At 41.6% G+C, this 22,339-nt stretch carries 18 protein-coding genes and 1 pseudogene; 14 read left to right on the top strand and 5 right to left on the bottom strand.

Annotated elements, in window-relative coordinates:
- Positions 1 to 89: 89 nt before the first annotated feature.
- From B9T29_RS04880 to B9T29_RS04870, 3 genes are all read right to left on the bottom strand, one after another.
- Complete coding sequence (locus B9T29_RS04880) at positions 90 to 380, bottom strand: putative quinol monooxygenase (RefSeq protein WP_086174837.1); 291 nt, start codon at positions 378 to 380, stop codon at positions 90 to 92.
- A gap of 57 nt (positions 381 to 437) precedes the next feature.
- On the bottom strand, positions 438 to 1,511 hold the full coding sequence (locus B9T29_RS04875; protein WP_228146560.1) for a Gfo/Idh/MocA family protein: 1,074 nt from the start codon (positions 1,509 to 1,511) through the stop codon (positions 438 to 440).
- Positions 1,512 to 1,689: 178 nt separating this feature from the next.
- The gene (locus B9T29_RS04870) at positions 1,690 to 2,610 is read right to left on the bottom strand and encodes a LysR family transcriptional regulator (RefSeq protein WP_086174835.1); all 921 of its coding nucleotides are present in this window, start codon (positions 2,608 to 2,610) and stop codon (positions 1,690 to 1,692) included.
- 119 nt (positions 2,611 to 2,729) lie between these two features.
- Between B9T29_RS04870 and B9T29_RS04865 the strand changes: the two genes are divergently transcribed.
- The 7 genes from B9T29_RS04865 (at position 2,730) to B9T29_RS04835 (ending at position 9,346) form a co-directional block, all read left to right on the top strand.
- Entirely contained in the window at positions 2,730 to 3,605 is an 876-nt protein-coding gene (locus B9T29_RS04865; RefSeq protein ID WP_086174834.1) for an intradiol ring-cleavage dioxygenase, read from the top strand.
- Entirely contained in the window at positions 3,605 to 4,285 is a 681-nt protein-coding gene (locus B9T29_RS04860) for a 3-oxoacid CoA-transferase subunit A (protein WP_086174833.1), read from the top strand. Before B9T29_RS04865 ends, B9T29_RS04860 begins: the two co-directional genes overlap by 1 nt.
- Before the next feature lie 13 nt (positions 4,286 to 4,298).
- The gene (locus B9T29_RS04855) at positions 4,299 to 4,955 is read left to right on the top strand and encodes a 3-oxoacid CoA-transferase subunit B (RefSeq protein ID WP_086174832.1); all 657 of its coding nucleotides are present in this window, start codon (positions 4,299 to 4,301) and stop codon (positions 4,953 to 4,955) included.
- A 160-nt stretch (positions 4,956 to 5,115) separates the two neighbouring features.
- Positions 5,116 to 6,327, top strand: coding sequence for a 3-oxoadipyl-CoA thiolase (gene pcaF / locus B9T29_RS04850; RefSeq protein WP_086174831.1), 1,212 nt, complete (start codon positions 5,116 to 5,118; stop codon positions 6,325 to 6,327).
- A gap of 302 nt (positions 6,328 to 6,629) precedes the next feature.
- Positions 6,630 to 6,995: a nuclear transport factor 2 family protein gene (locus B9T29_RS04845; protein WP_086174830.1), complete on the top strand. Its 366-nt coding sequence runs from the start codon at positions 6,630 to 6,632 to the stop codon at positions 6,993 to 6,995.
- 11 nt (positions 6,996 to 7,006) lie between these two features.
- A complete protein-coding gene (locus tag B9T29_RS04840) occupies positions 7,007 to 8,074 on the top strand; it encodes a maleylacetate reductase (protein ID WP_086174829.1) in 1,068 nt (355 codons plus the stop codon).
- A 90-nt stretch (positions 8,075 to 8,164) separates the two neighbouring features.
- Positions 8,165 to 9,346: a maltoporin gene (locus B9T29_RS04835; RefSeq protein ID WP_086174828.1), complete on the top strand. Its 1,182-nt coding sequence runs from the start codon at positions 8,165 to 8,167 to the stop codon at positions 9,344 to 9,346.
- A gap of 1,718 nt (positions 9,347 to 11,064) precedes the next feature.
- Here B9T29_RS04835 and B9T29_RS04825 read toward each other — a convergent pair.
- Complete coding sequence (locus B9T29_RS04825) at positions 11,065 to 12,510, bottom strand: amino acid permease (RefSeq protein WP_086174827.1); 1,446 nt, start codon at positions 12,508 to 12,510, stop codon at positions 11,065 to 11,067.
- Between the two features lie 417 nt (positions 12,511 to 12,927).
- Complete coding sequence (locus tag B9T29_RS04820) at positions 12,928 to 14,430, bottom strand: PLP-dependent aminotransferase family protein (protein ID WP_086174826.1); 1,503 nt, start codon at positions 14,428 to 14,430, stop codon at positions 12,928 to 12,930.
- 322 nt (positions 14,431 to 14,752) lie between these two features.
- On the opposite strand from B9T29_RS04820, the gene B9T29_RS04815 reads away from it, so the two are divergent.
- The 7 genes and pseudogenes from B9T29_RS04815 to B9T29_RS04785 all read left to right on the top strand — a co-directional run bounded on the left by B9T29_RS04815 (position 14,753) and on the right by B9T29_RS04785 (position 21,987).
- A complete protein-coding gene (locus tag B9T29_RS04815) occupies positions 14,753 to 16,024 on the top strand; it encodes a Glu/Leu/Phe/Val family dehydrogenase (protein WP_171263983.1) in 1,272 nt (423 codons plus the stop codon).
- A gap of 145 nt (positions 16,025 to 16,169) precedes the next feature.
- Positions 16,170 to 17,351: a hypothetical protein gene (locus tag B9T29_RS04810; RefSeq protein WP_143223869.1), complete on the top strand. Its 1,182-nt coding sequence runs from the start codon at positions 16,170 to 16,172 to the stop codon at positions 17,349 to 17,351.
- A 281-nt stretch (positions 17,352 to 17,632) separates the two neighbouring features.
- Positions 17,633 to 18,892, top strand: a complete 1,260-nt coding sequence (gene gabT, locus B9T29_RS04805; protein WP_086174825.1) for a 4-aminobutyrate--2-oxoglutarate transaminase — start codon at positions 17,633 to 17,635, stop codon at positions 18,890 to 18,892.
- Between the two features lie 19 nt (positions 18,893 to 18,911).
- Positions 18,912 to 20,360 carry an NAD-dependent succinate-semialdehyde dehydrogenase gene (locus B9T29_RS04800; protein WP_086174824.1) on the top strand — a complete coding sequence of 483 codons (1,449 nt, stop codon included), beginning with the start codon at positions 18,912 to 18,914 and terminating at the stop codon, positions 20,358 to 20,360.
- A 185-nt stretch (positions 20,361 to 20,545) separates the two neighbouring features.
- Positions 20,546 to 20,668, top strand: a pseudogene (locus tag B9T29_RS04795) (Fic family protein); the annotation flags it as partial.
- 165 nt (positions 20,669 to 20,833) lie between these two features.
- On the top strand, positions 20,834 to 21,067 hold the full coding sequence (locus B9T29_RS04790) for a hypothetical protein (protein ID WP_086174823.1): 234 nt from the start codon (positions 20,834 to 20,836) through the stop codon (positions 21,065 to 21,067).
- Positions 21,068 to 21,504: 437 nt separating this feature from the next.
- A complete protein-coding gene (locus tag B9T29_RS04785) occupies positions 21,505 to 21,987 on the top strand; it encodes a VOC family protein (protein WP_171263982.1) in 483 nt (160 codons plus the stop codon).
- Positions 21,988 to 22,339 lie beyond the last annotated feature (352 nt).

The raw sequence follows: 22,339 nt of genomic DNA, 5'->3' as shown, positions 1-22,339 counted from the left end.
TAAAAGGTGATTTTATAAATATCAGGGTTGAGGTTTAACTATTCTTTAGTTTATGTATTTATATTCAGACTGACACGTTGGATATACTATTATATTTTCTCTAGAATGCGAGTTTCATTATGCTCAACCAGACTTCCAACTTCTTTAAAACAGGCAATAAAGTGCGCTGTTTTTAAATGTTTATTTAAGTCATCCATCGTTCTCCATTTCTCAAAAAAGATTAACGTAGCAGGATCATGTACCTCTTGATGTAAATCATATTGTAAGCAACCGAACTCTTTACGGGTCTTATTAACGAGCTCTTTAAATACTTCAATAACTTGATTAATGTGTTCTCGTTGAATTTCTAATTTAGCAACAACTCTAATTTCTTTATTCATAAAATCTCAAATAAAAGTAAAAATGCAACTATAAGTAGTTGCATTTTTATTTAATCATTATAGAAAGACTTCAGTGCCATCTTTACCTGCAGAATCGAATAACGCTGCAAGTAGAACAGAAATGTTATGAGCTTGAGTGGCTGGTACCTGAGATGGTTTTCCATTTTGATACGAATCCAAGAACGCGTTTAATTCACGATCGAAATAGACTGGATTACCGATTTCAGCAATGTCTGGAGAGTATTCAGTTTTCTTCGTAGCCCAAATCTCAGGGAAACTTGTCTCATGCCACTCAGTCCAGCCTTCCGTAGTACCTTCGATATTACCAGTTTGATAAAGTTTGTAAGATGAAGGTAATGAACGTGAAGACATAATACCTTCAGTGCCATATGCAGTCATATCCCAACTTTCAGTCCAAGGAAGAACATCCCAAGACATAAAGTCTACAACAACAATTTTATCATCATAGTTAAGAATCGCACCTGCAGCATCTTCGCGAGATTCTTCACCTTTAAAATCTTTGAATTTGGTAATACGTGCATTCACAGATTTAGGCATACCAAAATGATGAAGTACGCGGTCAAATAAATGACAACCAATAACGAAGAATGCGCCACCAAGATCGCCAGGCTGTCTCATATGTGCGGTTTCAGCTTCATTGTGCGAGCAACCAGCATGAGCACGAATTTGTAAAACTTTACCGATTTTACCTTGCTGAATAACATCATGCATTACGTTGATTGAAGGGGCGAAACGCCAGCAGTAACCAACCTGAACAAAGCCATTATATTCATTAACAGCATCAACAATGCGTTGAGTATCTGCTACACCTCGGCCAGCTGGTTTTTCAACTAAAACAGCTTTTCCTGCTTGTAATGCAGCGATTGTTAAATCAGCCATTTCATAGCTTTTTGAATGAACTAGAACGATATCAATATCTGGATTACTTAAAATGTCTTCTTTAGTGCGTTCAGTAAGATTCAAAGCCTCACAGAAAGGCTTTAAAAGTTCGCTATGATCTGCGGCACCATAAATTTCAATATCTTGACGACGTTGTAGTGCTTTTACTCGTCCTGAAGTATGCGGGTGGGTAATACCTAAAAGCGCAACTTTTAATTTATCTTTTTGCAAAATAAAACTCCTGTAAAGAACTTTCCAATTTTGAATACATGAAAGTTAGCTTTTTCTAATATGTGTATAAAGAACTTTTAAGGAAATGATTATTTCAATTTTGAAATAATCATTTGTGAATGCTATATCAATGATGGTTTAGGGAAATGATTGGCATATTCCATAGCTCAAAGTGCAGTTATTGAATGGAACTCCAGTAACGTTCATATTCTTTGTTTTTAAAGTCTTCGATTAAGAAATCTATAAATAATCTATTTTTAATCGGCATAAATTGCCTACTTTGAAAGGCAATATTGACCGTAAGTTCTGGAAGTTTCCAATCTGTTAGAATTGGAATAAGCCTACCTTCTACAATATCTTGATAAATAATATAAAGAGGTTGAATTAAAATACCTGCACCGTTCAAAGCGGCTGATCTAACAATTTGACCATCATTGGTTTCCATAATGGGATCTAATGCAAAATTTTTAATTTCATCATCTTTGCTAAAACTTAGAATTCTCGGATTATTCGCATGACTGTAGAGCAAAATGTCATGATCTTTGAGTTCTTCGATAGTTTGAGGTTTGCCTTTACGTTTAATGTAGTCGTATGAGGCAGCTAAAATTCGGTGTGTAGTTGCTAGTTTTCGGATAGTTAGATTGGAATCAGGTTCAAATTCGCGAGTCCTGATAGCAATATCGATGTTGCTATCAATAATGTCATGGTAGCGATTAGCACCAACCAAATTGATTTTAATTTTAGGATAAAGTTTATTAAATTGAGGGATTAACGGAGTGATGTGCATAATCGCAAATGAAATTGAGGAAGTTATCGTCACAGTCCCTTCTGGTTCAACTGCAGCAGAACTGATTGAGGATTCAGCTTGGTCAATTTCGGAAAGTAAGTCTTTACACTTTTTATAATATTCGAGTCCTATTGTTGTCAAAGATAAACGACGGGTACTGCGTTCAATCAATCTTACATTGAGTCTACTTTCGAGTGCGGCAATATGTCTAGTTGCGGCCGCATTAGATATATCTAATTTTTCAGCAGCTTTATTGAGTGTGCCTAGCTCTGCAACAGCAACGAATAACTCCATGCTCGTTAATCTGTCCATACAATCCCTTCCTATTATTTCCAATATGAAATAAAGATTTTCTCAACCAACATTTTATTTCAATAATTAACAGCTTAGCATGAGAAATATAGGAGTTTGATTCATTTTATGGAAAAATTATGAAAAATTTAGATGAAAGAACAATCACGCAAGCTGTTATCGAAAGAAATTGTTCCACACAGAATGAGCGATTAAAGGATGTTATGCATTCTTTAGTACAGCATCTTCATTCATTTGCCCGTGAAGTTCAATTAACGGAAGAAGAATGGGAAATTGGTGTGAAGTTCCTGACAGATGTTGGGCAAATTTGTAGTCCAACGCGTCAAGAATTCATTCTTTTATCTGACACACTTGGTCTATCCACTTTAGTAATTGCTCAAAACCACAAAAAGCCGATTGGCTGTACTGAAGCAACAGTATTTGGTCCATTTCACGTTCAAGATGCCCCACATTTAGAGCTAGGAAGCAATATGAGTGAAGGGGTTAAAGGTACATCTTGGTTTGTTAATGGTGTCATCAAAGGAATAGATGGTCAAATTATTCCTAATGCCGAGATTGAAGTTTGGCAAGCAGATGATGAAGGTTTTTATGATGTTCAGAAAGAACATCTTGAACAATACCAAGGTCGCGCTGTATTCCATGCTGATAAAGATGGTAAATATCATTTTCAAACCATTGTTCCCGAAGCTTATCCAATTCCACATGATGGTCCAGTAGGAAAAATGCTTGAAGCATTAAATCGCCATCCTTGGAGACCTGCTCACTTACATTTCATGATTTCTGCTCCCGGCTATGAGCGTTTGGTAACTCATGTATTTAAAGATGCAGGCGAATATTTGGATTCTGATGCAGTATTTGGAGTACGAACTTCGCTTATCGCGGAATGGGTAAAACATGAGAGTGGAACCGCTCCGAATGGTGAATACCAAAATGCGCCTTTCTATACTTTAGATTTTGATTTCATTTTAAATAAGGAAAAGGTAGAGGCTGCATAATGATTAATAAAACTGCGGCTTCTATTGAGGAAGTGCTCTCCCAAATCACCGACGGCTCAACCATCATGATCGGTGGTTTTGGTACAGCAGGACAACCTGCTGAACTGATCGATGGCTTAATTCAACTCGGCATTAAAGACCTTACCATCGTTAGCAACAATGCTGGTAATGGCGACTATGGTCTGGCTAAATTACTCAAAGCCGGTGCCGTGAAAAAAGTCATTTGTTCGTTCCCGCGTCAGTCCGACTCTTGGGTCTTCGATGAACTCTATCGTGCAGGCAAAATCGAATTGGAACTGGTGCCTCAAGGCAATTTAGCCTGTCGTATTCAAGCCGCAGGTATGGGACTCGGTGCAGTCTTCACCCCAACAGGCTACGGCACCTTATTGGCCGAAGGCAAAGAAACCCGTCACATCGACGGTAAAGATTATGTACTGGAATATCCAATCAAAGCTGACTTCGCTTTGATTAAAGCGCAGCAAGGCGACCGTTGGGGCAATCTGGTTTACCGCAAATCGGCACGTAACTTTGGCCCGATTATGGCCATGGCCGCAGGTGTAACCATTGCGCAAGTCTCTGAAGTGGTGGAACTGGGGGCGTTAGACCCTGAACACATCATCACCCCAGGTATTTTTGTTCAACACGTGGTGCAGGTTCAACCTGAACCTGTTGCTGTGTAATCGGGAGAACATCATGAGCTATCAAAAACTCAGCCGTAACCAAATTGCAGAACGTGTGGCACAAGATATTCCCGATGGTGCGTATGTCAATCTCGGTATTGGCTTACCGACCAAGATTGCCAGCTACCTTCCAAGCGACAAAGACGTGTTCCTGCATTCTGAAAATGGTTTATTGGCTTTTGGGCCACCACCAGCCGCAGGTGAAGAAGATCCTGAGCTGATCAATGCAGGTAAAGAATATGTGACCATGCTGCAAGGTGGTAGCTTTTTCCATCATGGGGATTCTTTTGCCATGATGCGTGGTGGACACTTAGATATTGCAGTTCTGGGTGCCTTTCAAGTGGCAGCCAATGGTGATTTAGCCAACTGGCATACCGGTGCACCTGATGCCATTCCAGCAGTCGGTGGTGCCATGGATTTAGCCGTCGGTGCCAAGAAAGTGTTTATCACCACTGACCATACCACTAAACAAGGTGAACCGAAGATTGTGGCGGAACTGACTTATCCAGCAACAGGGCTGAAATGTGTGGATCGGATCTACACGGATCTGTGTGTGATTGATGTCACCGCAGAGGGTTTAAAAGTGATTGAGAAAGTCGACGGTTTAAGCTTTGCAGAATTGCAGGCCATGACGGGTGCAACTTTAGTGGATTCGACACAACAGAATTAACGGATGAAATCTCCTTAAATCCCTCTTGCGAAGCAGTGCTTCTCACCCTTTTTAAAAGGGAGGAGCTACACGGAATGGATTGAAGAAAGAAAAGAATACTCCCAGAGAAAGTCCCCTTTATCAAAGTGGGCTTTAGGGGGATTCAAAGGGAAAGTGAAATATGAAAAATGCGTATATTATCGATGCCATCCGCACCCCATTTGGACGTTATGCAGGTGGGCTCGCTCCAGTACGTGCCGATGACTTGGGCGCAGTGCCGATTCAAGCCTTAATGCAACGTAATCCCAGTGTAGATTGGACCCAAGTCGATGACGTGATCTATGGCTGCGCCAACCAAGCGGGAGAAGACAACCGTAATGTGGGTCGTATGTCGGCATTACTTGCAGGTTTACCCGTTGAAGTTCCTGCCACGACTGTGAATCGCTTATGTGGCTCATCACTAGATGCGATTGCGATGGCAGCCCGTGCGATTAAAGCCAGCGAAGCGGATTTAATCATTGCAGGTGGCGTCGAAAGTATGTCTCGCGCACCTTTTGTCATGGGTAAATCAGAAACAGCATATGGCCGTAGCCAAAAGATTGAAGACACCACCATGGGCTGGCGTTTTATCAATCCTAAGCTCAAAGCGATGTATGGTGTAGACACCATGCCGCAAACCGCTGAAAACGTGGCACAACAATTTAATATTGATCGTGCAGATCAAGACCAGTTTGCCTTGACGAGTCAAAAGCGCACAACAGCCGCGCAAGCTCAAGGCTTTTTTAAACACGAGATCATCCCTGTGAGCATTGCGCAGCGTAAGGGAGATCCGATTGTGATCGACACGGATGAACATCCTCGTGCATCGACCACATTAGAAGGTTTGGCTAAACTGAAGCCAGTCGTCACAGCAGAAGGCACCGTCACAGCGGGAAACGCGTCAGGCATCAATGACGGTGCGGCTGCTGTACTGATCGCTTCAGAACAAGCCGTTGAACAGTACCAGCTTAAACCACGTGCCAAGATTATTGCGTCTACTGCTGTGGGTGTAGAACCTCGCATCATGGGCTTTGCCCCAGCCCCTGCGATTAAGAAGCTCCTCAAACAAGCCAATCTCACAATCGAACAGATGGATGTGATTGAACTGAATGAAGCTTTTGCTGCACAGGCACTAGCAGTGACCCGTGATTTAGGTCTGGCAGACGATACGACGCAAGTGAATCCAAATGGTGGTGCGATTGCGATTGGTCATCCACTCGGTGCTTCAGGTGCACGTTTGGTGACGACTGCACTGAATCAATTGGAACAAACGGGTGGTACTTATGCCCTGTGTTCAATGTGTATTGGTGTGGGACAAGGAATTGCGGTCATTATTGAAAGAGTAGTGACCTAGTTTTACTCGAGAGGGAGTGAATTAGAAAGGATCCATATTGGGGTCCTTTTTAATATTTGAATATTGATTATATAATTATTTCTAAGAACTAAGAGTTCAGTAAATAAGTGAATGAATTGTAGAAATTAATATCGCTAATAACAGTTGGTATGATTTTTAAGCTTATGTTTTATTTTACGTTTTTTATATATTTATTATTCTTTCATTTTTGAAAATATAATTTCCTAAATCGTTGTTTTTTACTTTTTTTTTTAAAGTTAGGATTAATTGTATCTTGAGTTATATAGAGTGCTGTTAATCAAATGGACGATATTTTAATTAAAAATCTGGAAGATGAGCGGTTCAATGCAATCGTTGAAAGACGCTATGAGGATTTTGCCAAACTGGCCCATCCTGAAATGACTTATACCCATACTAGTGGAATTACTGATTCTAAAGAGTCGTATTTAGATAAGTTATTTGGTGGTTTCTATGATTATAAATGGATTGAACACCCAATTTCTAAAATTCAAATTATTGGTGATGTTGCACTTGTTTTTGGTGAAATGCATTCAGAGTTAGTTGCTGGAAATATTCAAAAAAACCTAAAGAATAAGTCTTTAGCCATTTGGAGAAAAGAAAACAGCGCATGGCTTTTCTATGCCTATCAGCCTACGCCATTGCCATAAGGATATTTGAAATGAAAAATGAGTTTATATATGACATCCCTCAGAGCAGAGTAATTTTTGGAGCAGGTTCCCTCAAAAATTTAAAGGCTGAAATAGAGGCTTTAGGTGCAAAAAAGGCATTAATCCTATCAACACCTGAACAGGTTGGACTAGCTGAGAAAATATCAGAATTACTCGGAAGTGCTTCTGTTGGTATTTTTCCTAAGGCTGTCATGCATGTACCAGTAGAAACAGCGAAAGAAGCAGTAGCTGTAGCGAGAGAATTGGGGGCTGACTGTGCAATTGCAGTGGGTGGCGGTTCAACTACAGGTTTAGGTAAAGCAATTGCTCTTGAGTATGATCTACCAATACTTGCTATCCCGACAACTTATGCAGGTTCAGAAATGACACCTGTATATGGAATCACTGAAAATGGGATCAAGAAAACAGGTAAAGATCCAAGAGTCCTGCCGAAAACAGTGATTTATGATCCTGAACTAACTTTAAGCTTACCTCTTGATATGTCCATCACCAGTGGGATAAATGCAATAGCTCATGCAGCTGAGGGTTTGTATGCCCAAAATGGTAATCCTATTATGTCTTTACTGGCTGAAGAAGGGATTCGTGCATTAGCTGATGGGTTAAGACTTCTTAAGAAAAATGATCAAGATATTGAAGCACGTAGCTTGTGTTTGTATGGTGCTTGGTTGTGTGGATATGTCTTAGGTAATGTTGGTATGGCTATTCATCATAAACTTTGCCATACGTTGGGTGGAAGCTTCAACTTACCACATGCACAAACACATACTGTCGTCCTTCCTCATGCAATCGCGTACAACGAAAAAGCAGTACCTGAGGCAATGGAGCGAATTAAACGAGCATTAGGCGCAACTGAAAGTACCGCTGCAAATGCACTATTCGATCTCGTTTCTGAGTTAGAAGGACCTACTACATTATCTGAGCTAGGTTTAACCGAAGCTGGTCTAGATAAGGCAACGGAGATTGCATTATCTAATCCGTACTGGAATCCAGAACCTATCGAAAAAAATGCAATTCGTCATTTATTACAGAATGCATTTGAAGGGATTCGCCCTAACTAAATTCGTCAATTCTTAATTAACGAGTGTACTACAGCTGACCTATTTATTTAGGTCAGTTGGATAATTTTGTCTAAAAAATGGAATTTTAAAATGAAAAAGACGCTATGGATGTATAGTGCCGCACTACTTATGTCTTCACAATTTGTATCTGCAGTGGAAGTAAATGGATACTTCCGTACGGGTATGGGGGGTACAGATCATGGTGACATGCAAGAGTGTTTTAAGCTGACAGGTGCTCCATCAAAATACCGTTTAGGCAACGAATGTGAGCAATATGGTGAGGTATTTGCATCACAAGAGTTAGCTGAGCTTTCAGATCATTCGAAAATTAACATCAATGGTATGGTTCAATTCTACAATGATTATGGTAAATCTTTAAAATTTAGTGGGGATAGTGGATACACTCGGATGAACCAGATTTATCTGGATTGGACGAATGTTTCATTCTTGAATGGAGGTAATTTTTGGGCTGGACGACGCTACTACAATCGAAATGATATCAACATGTCTGATTTCTTTTATTGGAATGAAAGCGGAACTGGTTTCGGGATAGACCACTATAAACTAGATAATTTTGCCCTTAGTTATGTTTTTTCAAGAAAAGATGATTTGTTTCAGGATAAATACATCAGTAAACATGATTTCACAGTGAGTGACATCAAGTTAAATGAAAGAAATAAATTGAATTTTGGTGTGTCTTATATTGATCATGATAATGATGGCTGGGCATTCACTATTCAAAATATTACATCAAATATTCTTAATGGTAAAAATACTGTTGCATTTCAATATGGTGAAGGACCCGGCACAGGGTTAAGTTATACTGGGGATGTCAGTCTAAGTCGTGATAATACTGCTATCCGTATGCTTGATGTATTGGATTGGCAAAGTCCGAATAAAGTACTTAATGGGCAAGCTCAGATTCTTTATCAAATTAATGATTACGAACAGCAAGAAGATGCGAAGTGGTTATCTGTCGGTACTCGAACATCATATGTAGTAAGCGATCATTTCAAGTTAACTGGTGAGATTGGCTACGATCAAATTAAACAAGGTAGTGAAACACGTGATTTGACGAAGATAACATTTGCTCCAACATTTACTCTCCATGGAAATGGATATAATGATCGACCTGAACTGAGGCTTTACTATACATATGCATTTTGGAATGCAGCTGAACAACGGATGAGAGATTTGGTTAACCCAGATAGTAGCTTCTATAACACATCTAATGGTTCTAATTTTGGAATTCAATTAGAGCATTCATGGTAATTTTTGAAGGATCATTTGGAAAATTGAATTTATGTGGCTATTAGACTAAGCCACATAAATTTGATGTTGTCATTACAATGATTTCGCTCTAAATTTTTAGAATTGCTTGATGGTGATATATTATATCGTAATATTTTATATTGCTATTAATGTTGATACAATCGGTACATTAGTTCAAATCCTGAATTAGGATTTGAACAGGATTTTTAAGTGATTAAATACACTAAATCTGATATGGGTCAAAATTGGGTCAATGAAATATATTTTTTCTTATAAATTACATAAAAACAGTTGCTTGGGATTTGAGTTCAATTGACGCCACCCCAAATTTTTAAAGTTGTATGCTGTAACATTACGGTGTATGAATAAATAAAGTCTAAATCTCAATGATTTGGGCTTTTTTTATGCCTGTATATACCGTTACATGAATGAGCATATAGTTTGTTGCTGTGTATGGTGGTGTGTATAGGGTGAGTTAGGAAAAATCCACCATACTGTAAGTTTTCGGCTTTTTTTTGCACTAATCTGGTTTTTATTTTGCACTTAATATTTTGCAGTTATTCTGCATTATCTAACGAATTGCCAGATAGTGCAGGGTAGTCAATTAACTCGTCGAAACAATAGCAAATCCAATGCCGCCATCTTGGACCTGAATTACCTCCATTCTTCCAGCCTTGAGCTTTAGCACCAACGACTAAATCAAAAGTAATTACTTCTTCAGTTGTATTAGTGAATTTAACTTTTAATCGTCCACCTGAACCGCCACCGCCGCCATAAGACCAGCCAATATCTCCAATTCCAATATGGCACCAATACCGCCACTATTACCCGAATGCTAGAATTTATAGCAGCAGCACCTTTTTGTGGTTCTCCACGATTGTTTGGGTTAACTACAGCATCATTACCATTCTGATTAATTTGTACTTCAAAGCAGCTTGAATCAGTTGTAACTGTATTTGTACCACCTGTGCCAGCAGTACTATTTATATAACTTGAACCATTACTCCTATCCCAGGGTATTTATTCAATAAAACAGCCAGAATCATCACCACATTAGACCAGCCAGGCTGGTTTTATAAATGGTATTTGGGTGAACCGAGTACTCGGTAGCTGAAAAAAGCCACCTTAGCGTTCTGCGGTATAAAAAAGATCAACACGGCTTATATGGGTTCTGTTCGCGGTTCAAGTGAGCTAAAACGTGAAAAATGGTTAAGACTAATGGAAAAGTATGCCAAACAAGGATGCAGCAATTTAATGGCTTGGAAAGCCTGCTGATCTTGGAGAAACATCATATTCAGGGAGATTTTTAAATTTGTGCATGAATAGAATTTTTTAGCATAAGGTTTTGATGGGCTGTTTTTTTAATCACAGGATCGAATATAACTTGATGGAGTATTTAGCTTGATCACGTGTTTAAAGTTGGATAAACAACAGCAGGCTTGTATTCATCAGCTGATTTTTGCTGCTTGTGGCTTGATGTCTTCGCCATGTTATCCAGGAAAAAAAGATCTATAAAATGGGAGATTATTTAAGGCATTTTAGGTAGATGATGCCCGACTATTGAAAACGTTGTTACTATTTATATCCGATAAAAGAAGAGCAGTTTTTGAATGATAAAAGATCTTTTATTGCTGTTGGTAGGTGAAAAGTTAGATTAACGATTCACCTACCAGCCGGGTCTGATTCTGTCCCCAAGATTTATTTTATCAGCGTGAGCGTTAAATATTGTCGCTCAGGTTTATTCTATTTTGCGGAATTTTTTTTTGTGAATCTTTACCCCAATTGAATTTTTGTGCACAGATGCCTAATCCGACAATAAAGAGTGCAAGCAAGCTGGTATAAGTCACTTCTTTGAAATATGTTCCTTCAACCAGCATGGTAATCAGGGCACCAATAATAAAGACGATTGCCAGATAAGTCAGCCAAGGGAATAACCACATTTTAAAGTCAATCACTTGTCCTTCCGCTTCTAATTTCTTACGCATACGTAATTGAGAAAAAGCAATGGTGAGATAGACATAGAGTGCTGCTGTACCTGTCGCTAACATAAAGATGTCATAGACATTCATACTTTCAGTGGCAGTCAGGTAGGTTGCGAATAAAGCGAATGATGATGACACCAGAACACCCATCCAAGGACTACCATTACGGTTGATTAAACCAAAGCTTTTCGGTGCATCGCCACGTTTTGACAATGAAAACAGCATACGTGAACAGGTATAGAGTGCAGAGTTAAAACAGCTACACACTGAAGTCAGGACCACAAAATTGACAATGTGTTTTGCTTCTGGAATACCGAGTGCGGTTAAGGTCACACTATAGGTTCCCCAAGTTGGGTCTTTGAGTAGTGGATTGTTATGTGGAATGAGGCAGACGGTAATAAACATTGAACCAACATAGAATAACAGGATACGCCATACCACTGAGTTAGATGCTTTACGGATTTCATGTGAAGGGTTTTGCGATTCTGCGGCAGCCACCGTCACAATTTCAGCGCCAATGTAAGCAAACATAACCCCCAGTAATGCCGTGATTACCGCAGAGAAACCATTGGGCATGAAACCTTCAGCGGTTAAATGGGTAATACCTGTCGCACCTGCTTGGCTCCACGGCCATAAGTGCATGACTGCCAAGCTACCAATGACTAAGAAAATAACAATTGCAATCACTTTGATCAGGGCAAACCAAAACTCAAATTCACCATAGTTTTTGACATTTTGTAAGTTAACTACAACCAATGACACTATAACTAGGAGCATGTAGCCCCAGATAGGGATAAACGGAAACCAGCTGTTGAGAATTTTACCTGCGACATATGCTTCCCAGCCCATCAGTAAGGCCCAAGAACACCAATACAGCCAGCCAATGGTAAAACCTGCCCAGCGGCCAATTGCACGATCAGCATAGGTTGAGAATGAACCGCTATCCGGGTTGAGAACGGCCATCTCACCCAGCATGCGCATGATTAATAGAATGAGCAATCCACCAAAAGCATAGGCCAAAATTGCAGCGGGACCTGCCGAGTAGATTACATTACCAGAGCCAATGAACAGTGAGCCACCAATTACCCCGGCAATCGAGATCATTGTAAGATGACGTGACTTAAGTCCACTTTTTAAGCTGTGTGATGAATCGGGCGTGGAGACATGTTGATGTTCTGCCATATAATTTCCCTTAATATCCATAGTGCAACAGCAATAGAGCTCTCTATCTTGTGTACACTATCTGTCCTTTGAAACTGTAACCGAATTCGTAATCACTTCATTAATTTTAAGTTAAACTTAATAAAGCTGATATTTCTATAAATACATGAAAGATCACACTTTGATTACAAAACTGTTACATGCTGTTTATGTATGCTGCTAATTTCTCTTTTTTGTTGTCAGGTGACGAGAGCCATTTTTTAGCTATTGAAGGGAGCCAATTGCTTTAAAAAGGTGAAAATTACAGAAAGAAATGTTTACAGAAAAATAAAGACTAAATAAAATGAAGCGGCCATAAAAGGTTTTACTCCTTGTTTAAAAACAGGCCGAGAATATATTGATTTTAAAAATAAAATTTTAATTAGAATTGAAATTTTACTAATTTAAAGTATGAATTCCATTGTCGCGCAAGCATTTCAACAGTACGCCGAAAGCCACCAATATTTCTTGTTCGTTCACGCAGGCGAAACCGAGCAGTAATCCTTTCTGCCGGGTAGAATAGTGCTTGGTATAGTATTGCGATAGGGCTCTGACCTTAATACCTTGATCAAGTGCATTCGATGCAATCAGGACATCATCACTGCTGCTTGGCAGTTTTAAAATCAGGTGTAGGCCTGCTGCCGTGTTGTATTCGTGCAGAAAATCTTCACCTAAATGACGGTGAATTAAATCAATCAGAAATGCATGGCGTTTACTGTAGAGTAAGCGCATGCGTCGGATATGCGCCTCATAATGGCCTTCACGGATAAATTCTGCCAGTGCTTTCTGATCAATTAAATGTCCACCGCGATAGAGTTCTGCGGCCACAATGCGCAGCGGGGAAAACAGTTTCTTCGGAACCACCAGATAGCCGATACGCAGTGCAGGATAAATGGTTTTGCTGAATGTGCCCATATAAATGACCGGGGCATCAGGTTCCAATCCTTGTAAAGACGGATAGGGCTGGCCTGAAAACCTGAATTCACTGTCATAATCATCTTCCACAATCCAGCTTTTATGCTGCCGGGCAATTGCAAGCAGCTGTTTGCGCCGTTCCAGGCTTAGATGTGAACCTAGGGGATACTGGTGGGAGGGTGTAACAAAGATCAGCTTAGGGGGTACTTTCGGATCAAGATCCGGAATAATGCCTTCCTGATCGACCGGTAGTGAACGCAGATTGACCCCGTTAATGCGCAAAATATTGCGGGCGCCCCAGTAGGCTGGATCTTCGATCCAGACTTCATCTCCAATGTCGCTCAAGGTACGCGAGACTAAATCAATCGCCTGATGCGTGCCTTCGGTAATAATGATTTGATCGGCATCGCATTGCACCGAACGTGCAATTTTCAGATATTCCGCAAGTTCTTGGCGCAGTTCCAGACAGCCGCCGGCATTGCTGTAAATCAAGCGGGTAATTTCCGGTTCACGGCTCAAACGGGTCTGAATTTTGCTAAAAATGTGATGCGGAAACTCTGTCACATCCGGCGCACCGGGAACAAAAGCACCCCATTGATAAGGCGAAGCTGCTGAATAGCCGATTAAGTAAGAACCGCGCTGAGACAAGCTGTAACTTTGCTGAGATTTTTTTTCTTGAATAGGGGCGTTGCTATTTTCCGCCTTGACTAAAAAGGATTCGGGCAGTTTATCTGTGACCCAGGTGCCTTGTCCTGTGCGGGCATCGATATACCCTTGTGCCTGTAATTGTTCATACGCGCTTAATACCGTATTGCGGGAAACCTTGATCTCTTTGGCCAGATCGCGGGATGCCGGCAGGCGAGTCTTGGGTGCCAATACGCCGTCAATTATGGCATTGCGTAAGCAGCGAAATAATCGCAGCTGCAATGTTCCATCGATATCTTGCTGTAATCGCTGCAGCAAATAGTCTCCAAGCAAGCTACGCAATTGGCTCTCTCCTACAAATTCAAAGTGGCTCTCGTGAGAGCGATATCGGTATGTGCAAAATAATCTGGTCAGGCAGTAATTGTAAAGTATCCCGTTCTTGCGCAGTGGATGTAAATACGGGCCTGTAAACGGCAGGCAATATACACATATCTTGGTTATAAAGCCAAAGCGAAAAATCCAAGCTGAATGTTTTAGCTCAGATCACGCTGGCTACAGACCTGGATCAATAAATGCCGACAAGCAGATATAAATTTATACTTTTTGCGGCCGCAAGGAAATGCGTCTGCATACAAAAAAACAGGATCATGCAATGAACACAATGATGAAGGGGCTCACCTATACCGAGCACGGTACGACGGCCTGGAACAATTATCTGAAACAGCTGGATAAAGTGGCTCCTTATCTGGGTGAACTCAGCGAAAGACTGGATATGTTGCGACGCCCGAAGCGAAGCCTGATTGTGGATGTTCCGGTGATTATGGATGATGGCAGCGTTCAGCATTTTGAAGGTTATCGGGTTCAACATAATTTGACCCGTGGTCCGGGCAAGGGCGGTGTACGCTTCCATCCTGATGTCAATTTAGATGAGGTGATGGCACTGTCGGCATGGATGACGATTAAGTGTGCGGCGCTGAATTTACCTTTTGGTGGTGCCAAAGGCGGGGTACGGGTTGATCCAAGCCAGTTATCCAAGCGTGAACTAGAACGATTGACACGACGTTATACCGCAGAAATCAATTTGGTTATTGGGCCGCAAAAGGATATTCCGGCACCGGATGTGGGGACAAATCCGCAAATTATGGCCTGGATGATGGACACCTTTTCCATGAATGCCGGTTCTACCATTACCGGTGTGGTGACAGGGAAACCCGTGCATCTTGGCGGTTCTTTAGGCCGCAGTAAAGCTACAGGACGTGGCGTGTATATTAGCGGGCGTGAAGTGGCTCAGCAAATTGACCTGGATTTAACGGATGCCCGGGTGTGCGTGCAGGGGTTTGGTAATGTCGGCAGCGAAGCCGCCTTGCTGTTTCATGAAAATGGCAGCAAAGTGATTTGTGTACAGGATCACTCCGCAACCCTATATCAGGAACAAGGGATTGATATACCCAAGTTAATGGAATATTCAAACACCCATCACAAGATTCAGGGGTTTGCTGCAAGCGACGAAATCGCGGCGGCAAAATTCTGGCAAATTCCCGCAGAAGTGTTTATTCCTGCGGCGCTGGAAGGGGTGATTGATGTGCATGTTGCCCAAACCATTCAAGCCAAGATCATTTTGGAAGGGGCCAATGGTCCGACCCTCACTGAAGCGGATGAAATCCTGGGTCAGCGTCAAATCACGGTTGTACCGGACGTGATCTGCAATGCCGGTGGTGTGACCGTCAGCTATTTCGAATGGGTACAAGACCTTGCCAGCTATTTCTGGACAGAAGAAGAAATCAATCAGCGCATGGACGTGATCATGAAAAATGCCGTGCATGACGTTTGGCTCAAAGCCATGCAGGCCGGATGTTCTTTACGTACTGCAGCTTATATTTTGGCATGTGAACGGATTCTGATGGCTCGCCAAGAGCGCGGCATCTATCCAGGTTAAGGGTAGGGTCTCCTGCAGGATGCAATATTTGACCCGGCATAAGTTTGGATATTTAACGCCTTTGCTGCTTCCATTTGGTCAGAAACTTTGCTTTTGCCAGCGACCTGGTTTTGAAGATTATTATTTCTTTTTTGGGGCTTCTATAATGTCGCAACGTTTTTTAGTGAAACCATTTTCGTTCTGTGCGCTTGTCGCCAGTACCATTACGATGTCTGCCACCGTGCAGGCAGATACGCTTTCTTGGGGAGATGCCGATACCGATTTAGGCAAACTGACCGTATCGGGGTGGCTACGAGCGAATTATCAGGATAAAGATTATTCGGACAGTGACCATAAATTAAAGTTTAATGCGGCGAAACTCAGCCTGAAATATGATGCCAAGTCATTGTTCGGCGATGTGGAATACCGTTGCTATCAAAATGATACCCTGTGTGATTTTTCAACCTTGGTGAATGCCAACCTGGGCTATAAGCTGAATGATGACAGCCGCATCACCTTGGGTCTGCAAGATATGCCTTTTGGTATTGGCCGCTTCTGGAGCAGCAGCTGGTACGGCAGTTCAATGGACAATGCCGGCCTGGAAGATGTGCATAATCTGGGTATTAACTGGCAGCAGCAGCTAGGTACAAATACCAAAGTCAATGTGGCTTATTTTGTGCGTGATGGTGGAAGTTTTGCCGGCAGCGGTGACGATGCAGCGCGTTATGCGGCCAATTATGTCAAGCCGGAAGATGCCAGCACCGATGACATCGAAGAAAAAAACATGTGGGTTGCACGTATCAATCAGCAGATTCCACTGCAGGACAGCCCGGTTAAACTGAATGTCGGCGGCTCGTACTGGTATTCAGATTTGGAAAATAACAGCAATGGTCAAACCGGGCATCGCAATGCATGGAATGTGTTTGGTCGCTTAAACTACCAGAATGCAAACCTGACCCTGACTGCCGGACAGAATCGCGCAGATACCCAGGCTGTAGAGAATCCAGATTATGCGACGGTAGGTTCTTTTGAATCGAAGTATCATGTGGCCAATAAAGCCAATTATTATGTGGCGAATCTGGATTATCAAATGACTGATTTTTACAAAGATTACGATCTGACGCCTTATGTCAGCTATACCGTCTTTGATAAAGACAAGTCCGGTTTTGCCACATCTACACGCAATATTTTGGGTGCTCAGCTGGATGTTAAGCAGTTTTCGCTGGCAGCCGAATATATCATCGGTAAAAATGATGTATTCATTGGCGGTGATGCCGGTTCTTTGGCGCAAGGAGATGCAGCAGGCCATAGCCGACTGCTGAATTTACTGTTTATGTACAATTTCTAAATTTTTGCTCTCAGTTATCAAAATGGCACCTTATAAAAAGGTGCCATTTTTTTATGGTGTAATTTTAAGTTTATGATTTGTATTTCATTATTTTATTTTTTTGATTTTTTAAATCCTCGGGATGGGGTGAATTGGCTCTGTCTATCTGATTCAAAGTGGCTCTCGTGTCAGGCCGATAAAAGCGCAAAATGAGGAAGATCAACCAGTCATTTGCATATCATCAATCACATGATATGGATGCCAAAATTTTACAATGTATGAATCAAGAATGAGGATACAAAATGGACAGTAAACACTCTGCACTGAATGCACGTAAACAGCAAGCGACGCCTCGTGGTGTTGGTGTCATGTGTCAATGGTACGCGGAGAAAGCAGAGAACTCGACAATTTGGGATGCCGAAGGCAATCAATATATCGATTTCGCAGGTGGTATTGCGGTACTGAATACCGGTCATCGTCACCCTAAAATTATTGCTGCTGTTACTGAACAATTAACAAAATTTACCCATACAGCTTATCAGGTTGTACCTTATGAAAGTTATGTCTCTCTTGCTGAGCGTATCAATGAGCGTGCACCGATTGACGGCCCTGCAAAAACCTCATTCTTTTCTACCGGCGCTGAAGCGGTAGAAAACGCAGTTAAAATTGCCCGTGCCTATACTGGCCGTCACGGCATTGTAACTTTTGGTAACGGTTTCCATGGCCGTTCATTCATGACCATGGCCATGACGGGTAAAACTGCCCCTTACAAACGTGACTTTGGGGTAATGCCAGCGGGTGTTTTCCATGCACGTTATCCGGTAGAGTCAAAAGGCATTACTGTGGACGATGCCATCCAAAGCATTGAAGACATTTTTGCTGAAGATGTGGCTGCACATGATGTGGCGGCAATTGTACTTGAGCCTGTGCAAGGTGAAGGCGGTTTTAATATTGTACCGGCAGAATTTTTAAAGCGTTTACGTGCATTGTGTGATCAGCATGGTATTTTGATGATTGCAGATGAAGTACAAACAGGTTTTGCCCGTACCGGTAAACTGTTTGCCATGAATCACTACGAAACCAAAGCAGACCTGATCACGATGGCAAAAAGCCTGGGCGGTGGTTTCCCGATCTCTGGCGTGGTTGGTCGTACTGAAGTTATGGATGCACCGAATCCTGGCGGCTTAGGCGGTACTTATGCGGGTAGTCCGATTGCCGTTGCTGCAGCACATGCAGTTATTGATGTGATTGAAGGTGAAGGTTTGTGTGATCGTGCCAATGTCTTGGGTGCGGAACTGGTTTCGGTATTAAATAACATTAAAGCCAGCAGCAATGTAGTCACTGATATTCGCGCGCTGGGTTCAATGGTTGCAGTAGAACTGGAAACGGCTGAACAGGCCAAAGTGGTGCAAAACCATGCGATGGCAAATGGCCTGCTGATTTTAACCTGCGGTCGTTCTGGTAATGTGATTCGTTTCCTATATCCTTTAACCATTCCAACAGCGCAATTCCGTGAAGGCCTGGCTATTTTAGAACAGGGATTTGCAACTTTAACTGCATAAGAATGAATGAGGGATTGAAATGCTTCAAGATCATTTGAAATATTTATTACAGCATCCGGATGTTTGCTTGGATCAGCCCTTAAGTGGCGATTACATCGAAGTTAAAGATGCGGCAACACATGACACGCTGGCATGGGTGAAATCCCATGACCGTGCGTCGGTAGAACAAGCAATTGCTCGTTCACAGACGGCACAGACGGCATGGAAAGTACAAACAGCACTACAACGCGCTGATGTGCTGTGGGCCTGGTTTGATTTGATGCAGGAAAATAAAGAGTCATTGGCTCAGATTTTGACTGCTGAACAAGGTAAACCTTTAGCTGAAGCGCGCGGTGAGATTGCTTATGCTGCCTCCTTTATCCGCTGGTTTGCTGAACAGGCACGCCGTATTGACGGTGAAGTGCTGACACCAACGCTGCCGAATCAGCGCTTGTTGGTCATCAAACAGGCGATTGGGGTCACCGCTGCAATTACGCCGTGGAATTTCCCTGCAGCCATGATTACCCGTAAGGCTGCGCCTGCAATTGCTGCCGGCTGTTCTATGCTGGTTAAACCGGCTGAGCAAACGCCATTAACAGCCTATGCTTTGGAAGTGCTGGCTTTGCAGGCAGGTTTACCACAAGATGTATTGCTGCACATTAGTGGCGATGCCATTGAAGTGGGTAAAACCTTGTGCGAAAGCGACACGGTGAAAAAGCTGAGCTTTACCGGTTCGACTCAAGTCGGCCGTATTCTGATGCAGCAATGTGCCCCAACCATCAAAAAACTGTCACTTGAATTGGGTGGCAATGCGCCAGTACTGGTTTTTGATGATGCCAATCTGGAGCAGGCGGTTCAGGGCATTATGGTCAGCAAGTTCCGTAATAGCGGACAAACCTGTGTCTGTGCCAACCGTATTTATGTGCAAGATGGTATTTATGATGCGCTGGCTGAGAAATTGACTGCAGCCGTGGCCAATTTAAAAGTGGGTGATGGCCGTCAAGACGGTTCCACTCAAGGCCCGTTAATTGATGAAGATGCAATTGCCAAAGTGCAATCGCATATTGCAGATGCAGCGAGCAAAGGTGCGCAGATTAAAATTGGTGGCCAGCGTTCAAGTCTAGGAGGCACTTTCTTTGAGCCTACCGTACTGACTGAAGTAACCCAGGACATGAAAGTGGCTAAAGAAGAAACTTTTGGTCCATTGGCTCCATTATTCCGCTTCCACACGGAAGAAGAAGCGGTGGTGATGGCAAATGATACCGAGTTTGGCTTGGCTACCTATGTATTCACACAGAGTACAGCGCGTCAATGGCGTGTGGGTGAAGCATTGGAATATGGCATGGTCGGAATAAATACTGGTGCCATTTCCAATGAAGTTGCGCCATTTGGTGGTGTGAAGCAATCTGGTTTAGGGCGTGAAGGTTCTAAATTCGGTATTGATGAATATCTCGAAATGAAATATCTGTGTGTAGATTTATCTTCATAATAAATGCTACATCAACCAGTTAAAAATCAGCCCTGCCCATTCAGGGCTGATTTTTAATTAACTGTTTTTTATATAATAAAAATTGTTTAAACCTAACTCAAACAGCAGTTAAAACATATTTTTAAGCAACAACATTTACCTATATCAATAGCTGGAATTGATTTTCTGCCAAACCTCTTTATTGGCTAAAATTATTGTTACCCTGGTTAGAAGAAGGCAACGAGCACCCTCTGATTAAAAGTTCAGTTTTTCATTATGAGTTTGAGTTCATACACCCGTTTGCTGATGGCAATGGACGTATGGAGCGTTAAAGCCATAGTTTTATATGAATTAGAATAAACAAATCAGATGTTGATTTTGAAAGATAGGCGAGTAGTCTGACTATATAATATTAAGCGGATAAGGTGATTCTGAAAAACAACTGAGCTAATCATGTTTTGTATTTAATTCTAGATTATTCCTGGAGTTGTAAAATGAAATTATCAGAACAAGTAAAACAAGCATTTTTTGATTACATAAATCACAACTATAGAGTACCAAATTATCTATTAGTCAGTCCCGATATCTATAGAACATTACTTGAGGAACATAGTAATTTTATTACCACTACCCCAATGGATACGGGCATGGAAGATATGAAATTTTTAGAGTGTGAAATTGGAGTAACCTCAAATGATGAGTCATCATTTGAGTGGAAAAAGAAATAATGTATTTTTGCTGTGATCGGAATTTCATCCTGTGTAATTCACTGTCTTACCTTTACGGGTAGTCAAAGCTATTGGTGCAATTTTTTCAGCTAAATGACTGTTTTTAATTACCGACTGCATGCAGGTTAAAAGCCGATCTTAAATTCATCCTGCTATTCTCGGTATAGTTTTTCTTATTGATTATCTCCTGTGCCAGTAGCATCCCTAGAGAAATCTGTTTCAACTATAAAATTATTAATTCAAGCCTACGAAAACAAATAATTTTAATCACTAAAAAACACGTTTAGATCAATAAAAATACAATTATGAAATAGGTCTATTCCATTTTTTAGTTAAATATAGAAAAGGTGCCGAATAACTTAGTTAGGCTGATATGCGGGACGCGTTGCAATTATGTCGAATAGCGTAAGTCCTGGTCTCAACAAAGAGGTGAAATGATGAATATTGCAAAGAACACGATCTGCCTTTGGTACGATAACGATGCTGAGGGTGCTGCACGATTTTATGCCGAAACTTTTCCGAACTCATCTGTTGGGACTATACATCATGCACCTGGAGATTATCCCTCAGGGAAAGAAGGTGATGTCATCACGGTCGAGTTCACGGTATTCGGTATTCCATGTATTGGACTGAATGGTGGGCCAGCATTTCAGCATAATGAAGCATTTTCATTTCAGGTTGCAACCGAAGACCAAGAGGAAACGGATCGCTACTGGAAGGCGATTGTCGGCAACGGTGGTCAGGAAAGCGAATGCGGCTGGTGCAAGGACAAGTGGGGGATTTCTTGGCAGATTACTCCTATAGCTTTACTCGAGGCTTATACCAGTTCTGACCGTACAGCCGCCAAAAGGGCGTTTGATGCAATGATGACGATGAAGAAAATTGATATTGCCACGATAGAGGCGGCATTTCGTGGTTGAGATGTAGCAGCCTAATAATTCATTAAAGTTGGGCTACGTGGTGAGGTGACTTAACTTAAAATATTGAACTAACCGTCGGATGAACAGGAAAACTTTTGAGATTTAGCTTGTGCACTTTCATTAGATCTCTTTCATAAATCAAAAAATGTTTAATATTTGATTTTTTTAAATCAGCACGGCCTCATTTGATTGATTTAATTTTTTTGCCTTTTCGGAGGCAATCTCTCTACTTTTGAAGGTCAAAAGTAGACAAAAACCTTTTATTTTCCATACACGACATCCTTGTCGTGATGGGAAATGTGTGGCATCCATGCCACACTCATAAATCTAATATCGACTAAAATCTATTTTC

It is taken from the genome of Acinetobacter sp. ANC 3903 (assembly GCF_002135315.1).
In the GTDB taxonomy this organism is placed as follows: Bacteria; Pseudomonadota; Gammaproteobacteria; order Pseudomonadales; family Moraxellaceae; genus Acinetobacter.
This window is presented reverse-complemented; position numbering and strand designations above follow the sequence as displayed.